15 protein-coding genes and 1 pseudogene are annotated in these 14,851 nt (G+C 59.8%); 8 read left to right on the top strand and 8 right to left on the bottom strand.

Features of this window, described 5'->3' with window-relative positions; translation table 11 throughout:
• Nucleotides 1-257: 257 nt before the first annotated feature.
• Nucleotides 258-614, bottom strand: a complete 357-nt coding sequence (locus tag ACSFCA_RS23250; protein WP_435461359.1) for a winged helix-turn-helix transcriptional regulator — start codon at nucleotides 612-614, stop codon at nucleotides 258-260.
• Nucleotides 615-740: 126 nt separating this feature from the next.
• On the opposite strand from ACSFCA_RS23250, the gene ACSFCA_RS23245 reads away from it, so the two are divergent.
• The 5 genes from ACSFCA_RS23245 to ACSFCA_RS23225 all read left to right on the top strand — a co-directional run bounded on the left by ACSFCA_RS23245 (nucleotide 741) and on the right by ACSFCA_RS23225 (nucleotide 5,053).
• Complete coding sequence (locus ACSFCA_RS23245; RefSeq protein WP_435461358.1) at nucleotides 741-1,502, top strand: isochorismatase family protein; 762 nt, start codon at nucleotides 741-743, stop codon at nucleotides 1,500-1,502.
• Between the two features lie 129 nt (nucleotides 1,503-1,631).
• Nucleotides 1,632-1,928, top strand: coding sequence for a DUF1427 family protein (locus tag ACSFCA_RS23240; RefSeq protein ID WP_435461357.1), 297 nt, complete (start codon nucleotides 1,632-1,634; stop codon nucleotides 1,926-1,928).
• 95 nt (nucleotides 1,929-2,023) lie between these two features.
• A complete protein-coding gene (locus ACSFCA_RS23235; RefSeq protein ID WP_435461368.1) occupies nucleotides 2,024-3,883 on the top strand; it encodes an amidohydrolase in 1,860 nt (619 codons plus the stop codon).
• Between the two features lies 1 nt (nucleotide 3,884).
• Nucleotides 3,885-4,316, top strand: coding sequence for a DoxX family protein (locus ACSFCA_RS23230; RefSeq protein ID WP_435461356.1), 432 nt, complete (start codon nucleotides 3,885-3,887; stop codon nucleotides 4,314-4,316).
• Complete coding sequence (locus ACSFCA_RS23225; protein ID WP_435461355.1) at nucleotides 4,313-5,053, top strand: YoaK family protein; 741 nt, start codon at nucleotides 4,313-4,315, stop codon at nucleotides 5,051-5,053. Before ACSFCA_RS23230 ends, ACSFCA_RS23225 begins: the two co-directional genes overlap by 4 nt.
• A gap of 73 nt (nucleotides 5,054-5,126) precedes the next feature.
• Here ACSFCA_RS23225 and ACSFCA_RS23220 read toward each other — a convergent pair whose 3' ends face one another.
• On the bottom strand, nucleotides 5,127-6,029 hold the full coding sequence (locus tag ACSFCA_RS23220; RefSeq protein ID WP_435461354.1) for a LysR family transcriptional regulator: 903 nt from the start codon (nucleotides 6,027-6,029) through the stop codon (nucleotides 5,127-5,129).
• An 83-nt stretch (nucleotides 6,030-6,112) separates the two neighbouring features.
• Between ACSFCA_RS23220 and ACSFCA_RS23215 the strand changes: the two are divergent.
• Nucleotides 6,113-6,428, top strand: a pseudogene (locus ACSFCA_RS23215) (ATP-binding protein); the annotation flags it as partial.
• A gap of 430 nt (nucleotides 6,429-6,858) precedes the next feature.
• Here ACSFCA_RS23215 and ACSFCA_RS23210 read toward each other — a convergent pair.
• The 6 genes from ACSFCA_RS23210 to ACSFCA_RS23185 all read right to left on the bottom strand — a co-directional run bounded on the left by ACSFCA_RS23210 (nucleotide 6,859) and on the right by ACSFCA_RS23185 (nucleotide 12,451).
• Nucleotides 6,859-7,161, bottom strand: a complete 303-nt coding sequence (locus ACSFCA_RS23210; protein ID WP_435461353.1) for an antibiotic biosynthesis monooxygenase family protein — start codon at nucleotides 7,159-7,161, stop codon at nucleotides 6,859-6,861.
• An 18-nt stretch (nucleotides 7,162-7,179) separates the two neighbouring features.
• On the bottom strand, nucleotides 7,180-7,953 hold the full coding sequence (locus ACSFCA_RS23205; RefSeq protein WP_435461352.1) for an SDR family NAD(P)-dependent oxidoreductase: 774 nt from the start codon (nucleotides 7,951-7,953) through the stop codon (nucleotides 7,180-7,182).
• A gap of 43 nt (nucleotides 7,954-7,996) precedes the next feature.
• Nucleotides 7,997-8,899, bottom strand: a complete 903-nt coding sequence (locus ACSFCA_RS23200) for an NAD-dependent epimerase/dehydratase family protein (protein ID WP_435461351.1) — start codon at nucleotides 8,897-8,899, stop codon at nucleotides 7,997-7,999.
• An 8-nt stretch (nucleotides 8,900-8,907) separates the two neighbouring features.
• Nucleotides 8,908-10,794, bottom strand: a complete 1,887-nt coding sequence (locus ACSFCA_RS23195; protein WP_435461367.1) for a TRAP transporter large permease — start codon at nucleotides 10,792-10,794, stop codon at nucleotides 8,908-8,910.
• A gap of 144 nt (nucleotides 10,795-10,938) precedes the next feature.
• Nucleotides 10,939-11,997 (bottom strand): TRAP transporter substrate-binding protein, encoded by a 1,059-nt coding sequence (locus ACSFCA_RS23190; protein WP_435461350.1) that lies wholly within the window; start codon nucleotides 11,995-11,997, stop codon nucleotides 10,939-10,941.
• Between the two features lie 28 nt (nucleotides 11,998-12,025).
• A complete protein-coding gene (locus ACSFCA_RS23185; RefSeq protein WP_093125791.1) occupies nucleotides 12,026-12,451 on the bottom strand; it encodes a VOC family protein in 426 nt (141 codons plus the stop codon).
• 352 nt (nucleotides 12,452-12,803) lie between these two features.
• Here ACSFCA_RS23185 and ACSFCA_RS23180 point away from each other — a divergent pair, with 352 nt between their 5' ends.
• Nucleotides 12,804-13,562 (top strand): HTD2 family dehydratase, encoded by a 759-nt coding sequence (locus ACSFCA_RS23180; protein WP_435461349.1) that lies wholly within the window; start codon nucleotides 12,804-12,806, stop codon nucleotides 13,560-13,562.
• Entirely contained in the window at nucleotides 13,559-14,767 is a 1,209-nt protein-coding gene (locus tag ACSFCA_RS23175) for a CaiB/BaiF CoA transferase family protein (protein ID WP_435461348.1), read from the top strand. Before ACSFCA_RS23180 ends, ACSFCA_RS23175 begins: the two co-directional genes overlap by 4 nt.
• Nucleotides 14,768-14,851: the final 84 nt, after the last annotated feature.

Raw genomic sequence — 14,851 nt, 5'->3', positions numbered from 1 at the left:
GGCCTTCCCGCAGGGGCTGGGCTACAACCCGACCGGCCTGGTGGCGGCGCTGACCTACTGGTCGGCCAAGGCGATCCGCGAGCGCTACATCGCCAGGCCCGCGGCGCTGGCCTGACCCAAGAACAGCTGAAAGCCTGAAGCATCAGGTCACGGCTTCCAAGAACTGCGGCTAGGAGCAGCGGACTAGAAAGGAGGCGACACACGGTGCATGTGCGTTGCCCCAGTGGATCATGCCGACTACGGAATGCTGCAGCTCTTCATGATTGAGTGTCGGAGAACAGCTCGACTGCCGCCAACTCCATCGCTCTGAATACTGGCGCGAGTGCCCATCCGCGGTCCGTCAATGAGTATTCGACATGCGGTGTCGATGAAGCATGCACCATCCGCTTCACAAGCTGATGGCGCTCGAGGTTGCGAAGCTTTTGAGTGAGTACTTTCGGTGAAATTCCGACGACAGTGCGCTCGAGGTCTGCAAAGCGATAGGGCCGTCCCTCCAACAGGCACCACAAGATGCGAGGCGTCCATGCCCCCGAAACGGCATCCAGGTATCGCTCCAGCGAGCACCGCCTAGCAGACTCGAACGGCGCTTCCGACACAACAGTTTTCATATCCATTTTCCGCTCCTGCTTTCCTTGCGGTAACGACCTTCCGCAACACAACCATGTTCACTATGCTCGCCGCCAGGTGAGCGCCAGATGCGCTCAAGGTCATCTCGTAGCACACAGCATAGGAAGCTCATCATGCCAAACCGTTCCATCGACATTGTCAGTCCGACAACCGATCAAATTGCAAGCCAGGTCGTCTCGGCCGATGAAGCGCGTAAAGCCGGGCGTTTCGTCTATGACAAGCCGACGCCTGAGAACTCGATCGTGCTTTTCATCGATCACCAGATAGGTCTTATGGCCGGCGTGCGCGACTTCACATCCCTCGCGGAGTACAAAAGCAACATCGTGGGACTTGCCCGCATCGCGAAGGCCCTCAAGATTCCTGTCTTGATTTCATCGTCCAATGCCCAGTGGCAAAACGGTGACACGCTGCCCGAGATCAAGGAGATCTTCGAAGGCGAGCCTATCTATCGACGTACAGGCATCATCAACTGCTACGAAGACCCGACCTTTCGGAAGGCACTTCAGGATCTTTGTGCATCGACGGGACGTCGGCACATCATCATCTCGGCAGTGACCATCGGAACCTGCTGCGTTTTTCCCACGCTGTCGATGCTTCAAGACGGGTACCCGGTCTTTCCGGTCGTTGATGCTTGCGGTGCATGGAACTCTTATGAGGCTCAAGCCGCCATGTCGCGCATGGCTACGGCAGGCGCCCAGCTCGTCACGACTTTTGCACTGGGCTGCGAGTTGCAAGCAGACTGGAAGCACCCGACCGCCAACGACATGCTGGCCCCATTTACCAACAACCTTTCCGAGTACGGATTCGTGCTGCAAAACTTCTGGAACAACGCAAATCAGCATGTGGTTCCCGACCCTTTCGGCATGGTGAAGTGACCTAGCAAGACCGACTCCATCACGCAGCCATCATCGACGGCTGCTTACATCAACCCGATGTGCAAGTAATCGGAGATCGTCTGCTTGATCGAACATGACTGCAATTTCCGAAGAATGGAAATTTGATTTGTGATTTTCGAGGTTGTTCAAGCAAGGCTCTGCGCTTATCTTTTTGCCGATCGGAAACAGGAAGAAAGAGTGAATATGAAGGCGCATGCCATTTCATTGGGCATCGGTACGCTTGTCGGCGTGATCTACGCCCTGCTGCAGGTCAAGTCACCGGCGCCTCCGGTGATTGCACTGCTCGGCCTGCTCGGCATGCTGGGCGGAGAACAGGCGGTGCTGATGGTTCGGCGGGTGTTGCAACCCACCGCGGCGGTTGCGCCGTCTGCAGCACACAACGAAACGCGAGGAGCGAAGTCATGACGCGTCGCCGCGAACTCCTCCAAGCCATGGGTGCTGCCTCTCTCTGGCCGGCCCTCTCGCACGCACAACCCGGCAACCAGGGAAAGCAGAACGCCATGCATCCAGACCTCATCCTAACCAACGGCCGCTTCACCACGCTGGACCGTGCACACCCCAACCCCGAGACCGTGGCGATCACGGCTGGACGCTTCAGTGCCGTGGGCGATGCGAAGGAAATCATGCCGACGCGCGGACCGAAAACACGCGTCATCGACCTGCGCGGCCGGCGCGCCATTCCGGGCCTGATCGACAGCCACATCCACGTGATTCGCGGCGGCCTCAACTACAACATGGAGCTGCGCTGGGACGGCGTGCCTTCACTGGCCGATGCGATGGCAATGCTCAGGAAGCAGGCGCAGATCACGCCGTCGCCGCAATGGGTGCGCGTGGTCGGCGGCTTCACCGAGCACCAGTTCGCCGAGAAACGCCTGCCCACGCTGGACGAACTGAACGCCGCCGCGCCCGACACGCCGGTCTTCATCCTGCACCTGTACGACCGCGCGTTGCTCAACCGCGCCGCGCTGCGCGCCGTGGGCTACACCCGCGACACGCCCAACCCGCCGGGCGGCCAGATCGTGCACGATGGCGCGGGCGAGCCCACGGGCCTGCTACTGGCGCAGCCCAACGCGAACCTCCTCTACGCCACGCTCGCCAAGGGGCCGAAGCTGCCGCCCGAGCAGCAGCTCAATTCCACGCGCCACTTCATGCGCGAACTCAACCGCCTGGGCGTGACCAGCGTGGTCGATGCGGGCGGTGGCTTCCAGAACTACCCCGACGACTACGAGATCATCGAGAAGCTGCATGCCGACGGCGAACTCACGCTGCGCATCGCCTACAACCTCTTCACGCAAAAGCCTGGCGCCGAGGTCGACGACTTCAAGCGCTGGACCGGCATGACCAAACCCGGCGCCGGCGACGACACCTACCGCATGAACGGTGCGGGCGAGATGCTGGTGTTCTCGGCCGCTGACTTCGAGGACTTCCGCGAGCCGCGCCCCGAGCTGCCCGCCGACATGGAGAAAGACCTCGAAGGCGTGGTGCGCGTGCTGGCCGAGAACCGCTGGCCCTGGCGCCTGCATGCCACCTACAACGAGTCGATCGATCGTGCGCTCAATGTGTTCGAGAAGGTCAACCGCGACATCCCCTTCGACGGGCTGCACTGGTTCTTCGACCATGCGGAAACGGTGACGCAGAAAAACATCGACCGCATTGCGGCGCTGGGCGGCGGCATCGCGGTGCAGCACCGCATGGCCTTCCAGGGCGAGTACTTCATCGACCGCTACGGTGCGCGCGCGGCCGAGGCCACGCCGCCGATCCAGCGCATGCTGGCCTCGGGCGTGCCCGTGGGCGCGGGCACCGACGCCACCCGCGTGGCGAGCTACAACCCATGGGTCTCGCTCGCCTGGCTGGTCAGCGGCAAGACCGTGGGCGGCGCGCAGCTCGCCTCGCCGGCCAACCGGCTGGACCGCGAACAGGCGCTGCGTCTGTGGACCGAGGCCAACACCTGGTTCTCGAACGAGCAGGGCCGCAAGGGCCGCATCGCGGTCGGCGAGCTGGCCGACCTGGCGGTGCTGACCGACGACTACTTCAAGGTGCCCGAGAGCGAGATCACGCACCTGGGCGCGGTGCTCACGCTGCTCGGCGGCAAGGTGGTGCATGGCGAGGGCGACTTCTCGTCGCTGGCACCGCCGACCTTGCCGGTGCTGCCCGAGTGGTCGCCGGTGAAGAAGTTCGGCGGCTACCAGCAGCGGCGTTTAGGCCAGCCCGGCGCCGCGCGCATGGCGTCGATGTGTGGATGCAGCAGCGGCTGCGCGGTGCATGGCCACGATCACACGGCGGCCCTTCGGAGAGAGGCGCCCACGAGCGATGCGCGCGGCTTCTGGGGTGCGTTCGGCTGCGGCTGCTGGGCGGTGTGAGGTGGCCAACGCACCCGCACCCATCGCCGCCTTGCTGCACTCGCCCGCCTTCGCACTCGCCGCGCGCATCGCGTTGACCTGCGCCTTCTGGTGGGGCGGCTTCGCCAAGCTGTTCGACTTTGAGGGCGCGCTCGCCGAGGCACAGCACTTCGTCGGTCCCTCGGGTGCCATGGCCGTCGCAGTACTGACCATCGCGGTCGAACTCATCGGCAGCGCCTTGCTGATCGCCGGGCGCCTGGCCTGGCTCGGTGCCGGTGCGCTCGGTGTGTTCACGGTGCTGGCAACACTGATCGCGCACAACTTCTGGCAGGTGCAGGATGCTGGCGAACGCTTTCGGGAGTTCAATACCTTCCTCGAGCACATTGGACTGGTGGGCGGTCTCGCGTTGGCGGCCGTGCTGGCCGACGCGTCGCGAAAGACGCTGCACGAATGACGAACAGCACCACGCCCACAACCACTGCATCGGCACCCGCTGCCGATAGCCCGTCCGACGGCGCATGGCACAGCATGCTACTGGCCTTCACTGCCGGTTTCGTCGACACCCTTGGCTTCGTGGCGCTGTTCGGGTTGTTCACCGCGCATGTCACGGGCAATTTTGTGCTCATCGGCGCGGCGATGGCTGGGGGCGAGCATTCGGGCGTAGTCGGCAAGTTGCTGGCCCTCCCGACTTTTGTGCTCGGTGTGGCGGCCACGCGTATGTTCCAACTGCGGCGCGAGCAGGAGGGACTCGACACGGCAGGGCCGCTAATGGCCGCGCAGTTGCTCCTCCTCGTGACCTTCATGCTGGCCGGGGTGTGGGCCAGCCCCTTTGCGAGCGGCAACGGCGCGCCGGCCATCGTTGTCGGCTTGGTGGGCGTGCTGACCATGTCGATCCAGAACACCGCCGCGCGCAGCGTCTTCGCGCGACTGACGCCCAGCACGGTAATGACCGGCAATGTGACGCAACTTGTGATGGATCTCGTCGACATGGCCACGCGCTCACCGACGGCAGCTGCGGCTACGGGCCGCGTACACAAGACCTGGGCACCGGTCACTGCCTTCGCACTTGGCTCACTCTGCGGCGGGTTGGGCTACGCGCACGTGGGCTTCTGGGCGCTCCTCGTACCTTGCGCGGCACTGGCAGCACTGCTTTGCTTACTTTGGAAGAGGATTCATCAGCCGAACAACTAGCAAGCTCCCGAATTTCGGTGCTCCACGTGGCGTCACTGACAGCTTCGATCCTACTGCCAGATAGCCTTAGCCCTCATTTGTTGAGTAGCGTGGTTATGAACTCTGCAAATACACGCACGCGCGGAATATCGGATCGACCTGGCGGCCATACCAACCAAATGTCTCCTCTGGGTGTCTCATCCTTTTCGAGAACTGCATGGAGACGCCCGCTAGATAGGTGGGCCGCAACCTGGTACGTCGGCAGTTGCACCAGCCCCAATCCTCCAATGGCTGCGGTCGCGAGGGCTTCGCCATCATTGAGGACCAGCCCTCGACCCAATGAGGGTGATCTTTTCTTACCAGCATATTCCCATTGTTCGAGCAGGCCTGTAGACGGGAATCTGTAGCGAATACAACGATGGCATGCCAAATCGTCGGGATTGCTAGGCACTCCGCAGGCGGCAAGGTAGCTCGGCGAAGCGCATGTCGTGAATCTGTGCGGCCCGATCTTGCGTGCGATCAGCGTGGAATCGCTCATTTCGCCCAGCCGAATCGCCAAATCGAAACCTTCAGTGACGATGTCGATGATCCGGTCTTCCAGCGACAGTTCGACCTCCACATCAGGAAAGTTATCAACGAAGGCAGCAAGGGCGGGAATGATGACAATGCGCCCCAGCACAGCCGGCACACTAACTCTGACTCTTCCTTCCGGCGTCACGCGGGCTCGCCGTATGACGTCTTCGGCGTCTCGTACGTCAACAAGGATCTGCTTGGCGCGTGCATAAAGCGCCTCCCCCTCACGGGTCAAAGCGATGGACCGCGTGGTGCGCTGGAGAAGCACTACGCCAAGACGGCCTTCCAAGCGATCCACAGACTTTCCTACCGCAGAGCCAGAGACCCCGAGCTTTCGGCCAGCAGCCGTAAAGCCACCTGCATCTACAGTGGTTGCGAAGGCCAGCAAGCCACTCAATGAATCAAGACTCACGATTTCAGACATTATTTCCAAAGTGTATGTACATCTGACCATCTTCTTAACTGGTCGCCGAAACACCATCGTGAATCGTCCCGGGCGATTCAGTGCGCGCACCACGGCTTCTGGAAGAGCTTCGCGTCGCGCACGGCGATGGCAGCCTCACCCGGTGCCTTGCTCAGTTGGCGCGCATCGATCTGCTCGCACTCGACGACTTCGCGATCGCGCCGGCCGAGCGCAATGACTTTGCTGGAACTGCTCGATGACAGGGTGGGTACGCGAGCCACCTCAATCACGAGCCAATTGCCGGCCTCGATCTGGCACGAGTGGCTCGTCGAGCCGACGCTGGCCGATGCGATCCTGGACCGCATCGTGCACGCGGCACACAAGATCACCCTCAAGGGCGGATCGATACGCAAGAAGTAGGCGAAGACGACCGCGCACGGCAACACGGCTTGCCTACCGCGGCATCCGTTCATCGCGGGCGACGAATAACCGGCCTTGGTGATCAATTGCCCTCAGCAAACACAAGACCCACCTGCGGCGCCGCGTTGCCCACCCCGGCGCTGACGCGCCAGCGTGGACAACGTCTCGACGCTCTAACTTCATCAGAACGACTGCGATACGAGAAACACCACACTCGCGCACGTTGGCGATCGTCCATGATCAGCCTGAAACGCCACCAACGATCACTCTGAAGCCGGCGCCCATGATCGTTGAAATACGCAGAGCGTCCGCTCTGCAGCGACGACTCGGATGTCCTTGTCGTTGAACCTCTTGTCGCCTCATTGGAGCCACCATCGCATTTCCTCGTGATCGGCACTCACGATGATGCCGACAGCGGCCATTCAGCACGTCATTCGCCGACGCAGCAAAGGCTGAAATGCTCAACGAACGGCGCCTTTACAAAATATGAGGCCACGGTGGCCCGCCACTCCGCAAACCCAGGCGATTGCCGGAAGCCAACCGTGTGGTCCTCCAGCGTATCCCAACGCAGCAACAGCAAATAGCGCTCCGATGACTCGATGCTTCGCCTCACCTCGTAACCCTGGAAACCCTTGGCCTTCGGGAACACCGTGCTCAGACCATGGTGGGCCGCTGCTTCAAAGTCGGCTTGCTGACCGGGTTCGATCTGGATGTCCGCCACTTCGAGAATCATGCTTCAGACTCCTTCGATTCAGTGAATGTGACTGCCGCCGTTCACGTCGACCGTAGCGCCCGTGACGTAGCCGGCCAAGTCCGACGCCAGGAACAAGCAAGCACCTGCAATTTCGGCAGGCTTGGCAGCTCGCCGCAAAGGAATCTGCGCGATCACATCCTTGAACATAGAGTCCGAAACGTTTCCGTCCAACATCCCAGTCTCCGTCATCGAGGGACAGACAACGTTTGCACGAATCCCCAAAGGTCCGAACTCGCGCGCGATCGATCGTGTCAAGCTGATTACGCCGCCTTTTGAGGCCGCGTAGTGCGCACCACCCACCAGCCCACCGCCTCTCTGAGCAGCGACCGAGGCCACATTCACGATGGTTCCCGACTTCCGCTCAGCGAATACCCTCAGCATGCTCTGGCAGAGATGAAATGCACCCTTCAGGTTCACGTTCAACATCGCGTCGAGATTCTTTGAATCGATCTCCAGGAACGGACGCGAGTTCACGATCGCAGCCGAGTTGACCAGGCAGTCAATGGTCCCGTGCAAAGAAACGATGTTCGTGGCCAGTCGTTGGCAGTCCTCCGGACTGCTGATGTCACATTGAAAGCCATGGAGGATGACCGTTCGATGCAAGCGCTCCTCGATGGAGGCTTTGATGCTTGCAGTGACCTGATCGTCCATGGCGAGATCCGCGACCACGACCTTCGCACCATGTTCGGCGAAAAGTTCGGCCGCGGCATAGCCGATGCTGCGCAGCGACGCGGCGCCCGCAACCACACAAACTTTGTCTTTAAGCAACATGCAATAGCGTCCAAATGAGGGAGAGATGAATTACAGGCATCGACTAGGCAGGCATTTCGTGCTCGATCCAGCTCAACACTGACCTGTGCTTGGGAGCCCACCCCAGATCGCGCCGCGCACGGAGACCTCGAACCCGGCTGTTGCTGCCAAGAGAGAAGTACGCCTTCGCCTCGCCCCATCGCTCAGCAGCGATTTCGGCAGGCAGGGACTGGACACCCGAGAGATTCAACCGCTTTACAAGGGCAGCTCCAATGTCAGCGAACGACGCCTCGCCGTTCTCGGCGAAATAGAAGGCGCCGGGCACGGACTTTTGGATTGCGAGCAAGTACAAGCTGACGACGTCTTCGATGTGAACGTTCGACCAAACATTCAAGCCCGAGCCAACGACTTGAACATGCCCCTGTGCTATCGCGTTCGAAGCCAGAAAGGGAATCTGCACGCTGTCCTGGTGGATCCCGCGTCCTCGTCCATAGATGAGGCTAGGACAAATGACAATGGATCTAACGCCTTTCTCAGCCGCAGCCAGCACAGTCAGGTCGATGTCACGGCGTGGTTGCTTCAGTTGCGCGACAACGAAAGGCGTATCCTCATCATAGATTTTTTCTGAATTGCGGGCGCCTCGGGCATCGTCGCCCACGACACTGGATCCGCTGGTGTGCAGCAGCGGCTTTCCCGCCCCCCGCAATCCGTCGATCAGAGCGCCAATGGCAGCCGCATGATCCGCGCTGGCGGTATTGATTACACCGTCAGACGCTTTGGCCTCACGGTACAAGAGATCGAGGTTGTCCAAGTCGCCGAGCACCGGCTCGACCCCTCGCTGGGCGAGGAGTTCGGCGTTTCGCTCATTTCGCGCGAGACCTCTTACCGCATGCCCCCCTTCGATCAAACTTGCCACGACTGAGCCGCCAATATAACCAGTCGCGCCAGTGACGAAATACGTTGTCATGATCATTCCTACTTTAAAAACCCAGTCGATAACCAAGGGAAGGCCGCGACGATGATGGTTCCAACAAGTAGCGCGACGATGTAACCGATGATCGGCTTCATCGCGACGCTTGGACTTGCCCGGCTGATAGCGCAGGCGGTGTAGTACCCGACACCAAAAGGAGGTGCGAAGAGGCCAATACCCATCGAGAGGACCACGACCATGGAGTAGTGGATTTCGTTGATACCAAACTGTTTGGCGATGGGAAAGAGCAAGGGGCCAAACACGACGATGGCGGGAATACCTTCGAGAACACTCCCCAGCACGACGAACGCAATGATCGAGACGACCATGAAACCTGCCGCCCCTCCTGGCAAACCCTTCATTGCCTGTGCGAGTTGATTCGAGAAGCCCGACTGCGTCAGCGCCCAGGCCATTGCTGTCGCCGCACCAATGATCAAGAGAATCGCGCCCGACAACGCGGCGGTGTCAACCAGCGCCGGCCAGAGCTTTCGAACGTCGAGTTCGCGATAGATGAAAAGACCGGCAACGATCGTGTAGGCAATCCCAATCGTCGATACCTCCGTGGCAGTCGCGACACCTTCAATGACTGCAGCTCGAATGATGAAAGGCAGCGCAAGGGCAGGCAGCGCGATTGGAAATACGCGGCGAATCTCTGGCCAACCTGCGCGCTTCGCACCGGCTTCCGTCTTGCGATTCCTCCACCAAACAACGAGGCAAAGCAACACTGCCAGGACCAGCGCCGGCACGAGGCCACCAGCAAACAGCGAGGCAATGGAGACGCCCGTCACCGATCCGATCGTGATGAGGACGATGCTCGGAGGAATCGTCTCCGTTTGGGCCCCTGTCGCAGCCAGGAGGGCGACCATCTCGCCCTCCTTCTCGCCGCGGGCACGCATTTCCGGAAACAGAACCGGCGCGAGTGCTGCCATGTCGGCCGCCTTGGAACCGGAAATTCCGGATACGAGGTACATGCCACCAACCAGGACATACGAAAGCCCACCGCGCACGTGACCAATGAGCGATGCCAGAAACTTCACCATCGCTTTGGCCATGCCGGTCAGTTCTAATACAACGCCCAGGAACACGAACAGCGGCACAGCCAGAAGCACCAGGTGCGACATGCCCTCATCCATTCGACCAACGATAACGATCGTCGGCTTCGAGGTCGTTAGAGCGATGTATCCATAGGTCGCCAGACCAAAAGCAAATGCGATGGGCACTCCTGCGAGCACCAGTATCGCCACGACTCCCACAAGGAAGATAAGCAGGTTCCAGTTTCCCAGGTCCTGGAACAGCGGACTCAGCAGATAGAGAGCCGCGGCCGCCACGACGACCAGCAACACAGCGGCCAAGAGGTGGCGCCAGTCTGCGACTTCGGCAAGCTTCACAGCTGCTGCGATACCCATCAGCGCTATGCCACAAGGCAACGCGGTCGCGCGCCATGCGTTGGAGATTCCGAGAGAAGGCGTCGTGACGATAGCCTCTTCCATTGCAAACTCGTATGAAGAATGAGCAACGAGCACTAGGAACATCGCTGCGGCGACAACCGCCAGGAGGTCGAGGAAGGATCGCACCCCGGGTGACGCAAGATCTACCAAGGCAGTCATGCGCATGTGCGAAGACCGACGAAAGGCCACTACGGCGCCAAGCATAGCCAGCCATAGGAACAGCAGTGATGCCAATTCATCCGACCAAGTGATTGGTGCATGCAGGATGTAGCGACTCACCACACCTGAGAACAGGATGCCAATCTCCAAGACGACCAGAAGTGCAGCCGGCACTTCCGTCGCCCAGCCCAAAATCTGATCGACCCATGAAACCGCTCGCCGCCATGGCGGCGAGTTGCGAATCAGTGGTTCGGGTAGTGGCGTGTTGTCGGAAAGCGCGTTGATGCTCACGTCGATGTCTCCATTTTTTTAGGCGCGGATGTTCAAGGTCGGTCATCGCCCCACGGATACTCACCCGCCGTTGCCGAGCGTCATCCCCGGGCGACGTGCTAACACCGATGTTTGAACATCAGGTGCCGGGAAGGCTGCTCAGGCCAGCTTACCGCTGTACTTTTCAAGCAGTGCCCACGCCTCGGGGCCAAACTTCTTCTGCCACTCTGCGTAGTACCCAGCCTTCTGAAGCTCTTGGCGGAAGGGCTTGCCATCCACTTTGTTAAACACCATTCCTGACTTCTTCAGTTGAACTTCCAGCGAGGCATTCAACGCTTCGTGCGCAGCGCGTTGCTTGATAGCCTGCGCGTCGAGGATGCGTGTCGCGAGGGCTCGAAGGTCTTCCGGCAATGCGGTCCAATTGCGCTTGTTGCCCACGAGGGTGAAGCAGTCCCACACATGCGAGGTGTCAGAGCAGTACTTTTGCACTTCGTAAAGCTTCGTCGATTCGATGGTCGGGAGCGCGTTCTCTTGACCATCGACGACCTTCGTCTGCAATGCCGTATAGAGCTCGCCGATCGGAACGGTTGCCGGCGAAGCTCCCAGCCCCTTGAAGAGTGAGGTCAGGATGGGACTTGCGGGGACACGAATCTTCATCCCAACCAAGTCCTTCGGCGTCGCGATCGGCTTGGACGTGTGAGTCACCTGACGGAACCCATGGTCAAACACCTTGCCAACGGGAACGAGGTTGACCTTGTCGAAAGCACTGCGGATGTGTGCACCGAGGTCGCCATCCATCGCACTCCATACCGTCGCGTAGTCCGGGAATGCGAATGCCACCGTATTGATTGAAGTCACCGGCACCAAATTGCCCCAGATGGTGCCTGCGGTGCAGACGAAGTCGATCGCCCCTGAACGAACTTGAGACACCGTGTCGGTGTCTCCACCAAGTTGGCCACTTGGATAGACCTCGAGCGTCAGCCGACCATTCGACTCCTTCAGAATCTCGGCGCTGGCGGCCTTCAGGGCTACTACCGTCGGATGGCTTTCCGGGATAGAGATCGCGATCTTCAAGTTGTACTTGCCGGCACCTTGTGCCATCGAAATTCCGGGCACCATGGCCACCGCGGCGACACCTGCCATCTGCAGGAGAACGTCTCGGCGTTTGGTGGCGCTGGCGCGCTCGGGCAAAGCATTCGTAAGCTGAATCGTTGTCATGCATGTCTCCTTTTTGTTGTCGATTGGGTCAGCCGAACACGTTGGGCTGGTGAACCTCGATGACGTTGCCGTCTGGATCTTGCAGAAAGACCTGGTGCCAGCCGGCTATGGCCCAGCGTCCATAGTCCGAATACCGGATTCCGAGTTCATCGCACTTGCGCATGAAACCTTTGATGTCGTCAGTCCGGAAGCAGAAGTGCCCGCGAGCCATCGGATTGACGATCTGCTTCATCTTGAAGCCGGTATTGAGATCGCGCTCGGCCCAATGGAACTCGATCGCGCCATCGCTGAGGAAGTCCACCTTGCCGTTATAGCCAGTACGGTCGCTGTTGGCGTCAACTCGCCGGTGCTCCTCGTCATTGATCGTCCCCAGATCAAAAAGCGTTTGATAGAACTTGGTGAGCCTGGGCAGGCTGTCAGTGCACAGGTTCATGTGATGGAACTTGAAGTTCATGGCGGGTCCTTGCAGAAGTTGGTGAGGGGAAGGCCAACCTTGGAATCACACAAAAGCACATTCCCAGGCTGTTTCTGAGGTCCTGGATTGCGGACTTTGGCCGCGACCGGAACAACTGACTCACACGTTAGCAAATTCATATATGAAGTCAATACTTCATAGGTGGAAACACCTAGCACTTTTCCGGATCAAACTTATTCACAAAGCGCAAACTAGAATTCACAGGAGAGTTTTTCTATTCATTTATGAAAAAGGAGATCTGGCTGCCGCCAGAAAGAACGTGTCGTCTCCCCTCCAAACCGTCCTCAGGGACGAAACCTGCAATACCACCTCGGTGCGACGCATCGCTGCAATGCTCGACCAGGACTTCAAGGAAATAACGACCGGGATGCCGCTCCCACGCGGATGGCAGTTCTTCATGATGGGAGCAGATACGCGGCGTTCAGCTCTGCGCAACGACGGCTTCCCTGGTCTCGGTGTACCGATGCCGGACCTCGGCCTGCCACGCCTCATGCTTGGCGGCCGAACGGTGGCCTTTCACCACGACATTCCGGTCGGTGTTGATATCGTTAGGTCGAGCTCTGTGCAGAGTGTTGCGCACAAGACCACCGCTTCGGGGCCGATGGCTGCAGTCACGCTCTTGCACGAGTTGCGCCTTCCTGAGCGGAACGACCCCGCTCTTGTCGAGACTCAAACTTACCTGTTGCTCGCGCCGCCGGCAGCGAGCTCTTCTCGTCCCAATCCACCTGGGCCAGACGAGATCGTCGCCGATCGTCGGACGACGGTCGTCCCAGACGAAACCCTGTTGTTCCAGTACTCCGCGCTGGGCTTCAACTCACACAAGATCCACATCGATCGGGAGCACGCCCGCAATGTGGAAGGATTTCCGGATCTCGTCGTGAACGGCGGTCTTGCAACGCTTTTGCTCACAGAGTTTCTTCGTCGCGATCTTGGCGTCCTACCCGCATCGCTCCAAACGCGCCACATCGCACCGCTGTTCTGCAATCGCCCTATCACCCTAGCGGCAGATCGCGCTGGCGAGCATTGGCGCCTCCGGGCTTACGACGACTGCAACCGGCTTGCTGTAGATATGGAGGTAACCGCGCAATGAGCTTCGAACCGTTGAAGGGCGTTCACGTCTTGGACCTGACCAGCGTTGTGGTGGGTCCCGTTTGCACATGGCGGCTAGGGCAGTACGGCGCCGAAATCGTGAAGGTCGAAAGCCCCGAGGGTGACCTGATGCGCGGACTAGGCGGGATGTCGCCCACTGGTCAACATTCTGGCGCCTATCTGCATTTCAACCGCGGAAAAAGGAATATCTGTCTCGACCTGAAGAAAGAAGGCGCAAGGTTGGTCATCGAACGGCTTATCGCATCTGCCGATGTCATCGTCGCGAACATGCGCCCACAGGCTCTCGAGCGGCTGGGACTTGACGCCAAAACGGTGCGGGCCCGGCATCCTGACAAGATTTATTGCCTCATCACTGGCTACGGTACCGATGGACCGTACGCTGGGCTTCCCACTTACGACAGTGTTGTGCAGGGTGTGACCGGAATGGCTGGCTTGATGCTTGCACGCGACGGGGCTCCCGCCTATGTCCCGATGCTGATTTGCGATCATGTGGCAGGTGAAATCGCAGCTGGTGCCATCCTCGCTGCGCTCGTCCAACGCAAGACAACTGGCGAAGGATGCAGCGTCGAAGTGCCGATGTTCGAAACCATGGCCGCGTTCGTGCTGCAAGAGCATTTGGCTCAACAGAGCTTTGACCCACCCGTCGGTCCTCCTGGCGATCTGCGCCTGCTCAGTCCACACAACAAGCCAGTGAAAACTGCGGACGGATGGATCGCATTCACCATCAACACTGATCCACAGGTGCGCGCATTCCTAGAGGCGACTGGGCGACAACAGTTCATCGACGACCCGCGCTTCGCCACCGTGGCGGCGCGTGCACGGTATGTTGCCGAGTGGTTCGAAGTGCGGGGAGCTGCATTAACAACCAAGACCACGGCCGAGTGGCTGGACATCTTGCGTGCGGCAGACATTGCAGCCCAGCCATGCCATACCCTTGAGTCACTTCCGCATGACCCCCACCTGGAGGCTGTCGGACTGATCGGCTTGGAGCAGCACTCGACCGAAGGCACGATCAAGTCGATCCGATCATCCATTCGCTTTGAGGACGACTATTTGCCACGCCGCCCCCCGGCTCAACCCCGTGGCGCTGACACCTGTGATCTCTTGCGCGAGATCGGGTACAGCGAGGCCGAGATCGAGATGTTTGCTTCTGCCGGCGCGGTCCATACTGAGGCAGCAAAATGATGGCGCAAAATTGATGCGCATAAATCGACACGAATGTGCACCGGTGTTGATATAGGTTGTCTTGGACAAAGGTAGGAGCTGAAA

Origin of the sequence: Variovorax multivorans (assembly GCF_051216835.1) — a bacterium.
Classification (GTDB): Bacteria; Pseudomonadota; Gammaproteobacteria; order Burkholderiales; family Burkholderiaceae_C; genus Variovorax.
This window is presented reverse-complemented; position numbering and strand designations above follow the sequence as displayed.

Coding starts and splice junctions, on each gene's coding strand:
- ACSFCA_RS23250 (WP_435461359.1), bottom strand. CDS start 614: ATGGATATGAAAACTGTTGTGTCGGAAGCGCCGTTCGAGTCTGCTAGG.
- ACSFCA_RS23245 (WP_435461358.1), top strand. CDS start 741: ATGCCAAACCGTTCCATCGACATTGTCAGTCCGACAACCGATCAAATT.
- ACSFCA_RS23235 (WP_435461368.1), top strand. CDS start 2,024: ATGCATCCAGACCTCATCCTAACCAACGGCCGCTTCACCACGCTGGAC.
- ACSFCA_RS23225 (WP_435461355.1), top strand. CDS start 4,313: ATGACGAACAGCACCACGCCCACAACCACTGCATCGGCACCCGCTGCC.
- ACSFCA_RS23220 (WP_435461354.1), bottom strand. CDS start 6,029: ATGTCTGAAATCGTGAGTCTTGATTCATTGAGTGGCTTGCTGGCCTTC.
- ACSFCA_RS23210 (WP_435461353.1), bottom strand. CDS start 7,161: ATGATTCTCGAAGTGGCGGACATCCAGATCGAACCCGGTCAGCAAGCC.
- ACSFCA_RS23205 (WP_435461352.1), bottom strand. CDS start 7,953: ATGTTGCTTAAAGACAAAGTTTGTGTGGTTGCGGGCGCCGCGTCGCTG.
- ACSFCA_RS23200 (WP_435461351.1), bottom strand. CDS start 8,899: ATGACAACGTATTTCGTCACTGGCGCGACTGGTTATATTGGCGGCTCA.
- ACSFCA_RS23190 (WP_435461350.1), bottom strand. CDS start 11,997: ATGACAACGATTCAGCTTACGAATGCTTTGCCCGAGCGCGCCAGCGCC.
- ACSFCA_RS23185 (WP_093125791.1), bottom strand. CDS start 12,451: ATGAACTTCAAGTTCCATCACATGAACCTGTGCACTGACAGCCTGCCC.
- ACSFCA_RS23180 (WP_435461349.1), top strand. CDS start 12,804: ATGCTCGACCAGGACTTCAAGGAAATAACGACCGGGATGCCGCTCCCA.
- ACSFCA_RS23175 (WP_435461348.1), top strand. CDS start 13,559: ATGAGCTTCGAACCGTTGAAGGGCGTTCACGTCTTGGACCTGACCAGC.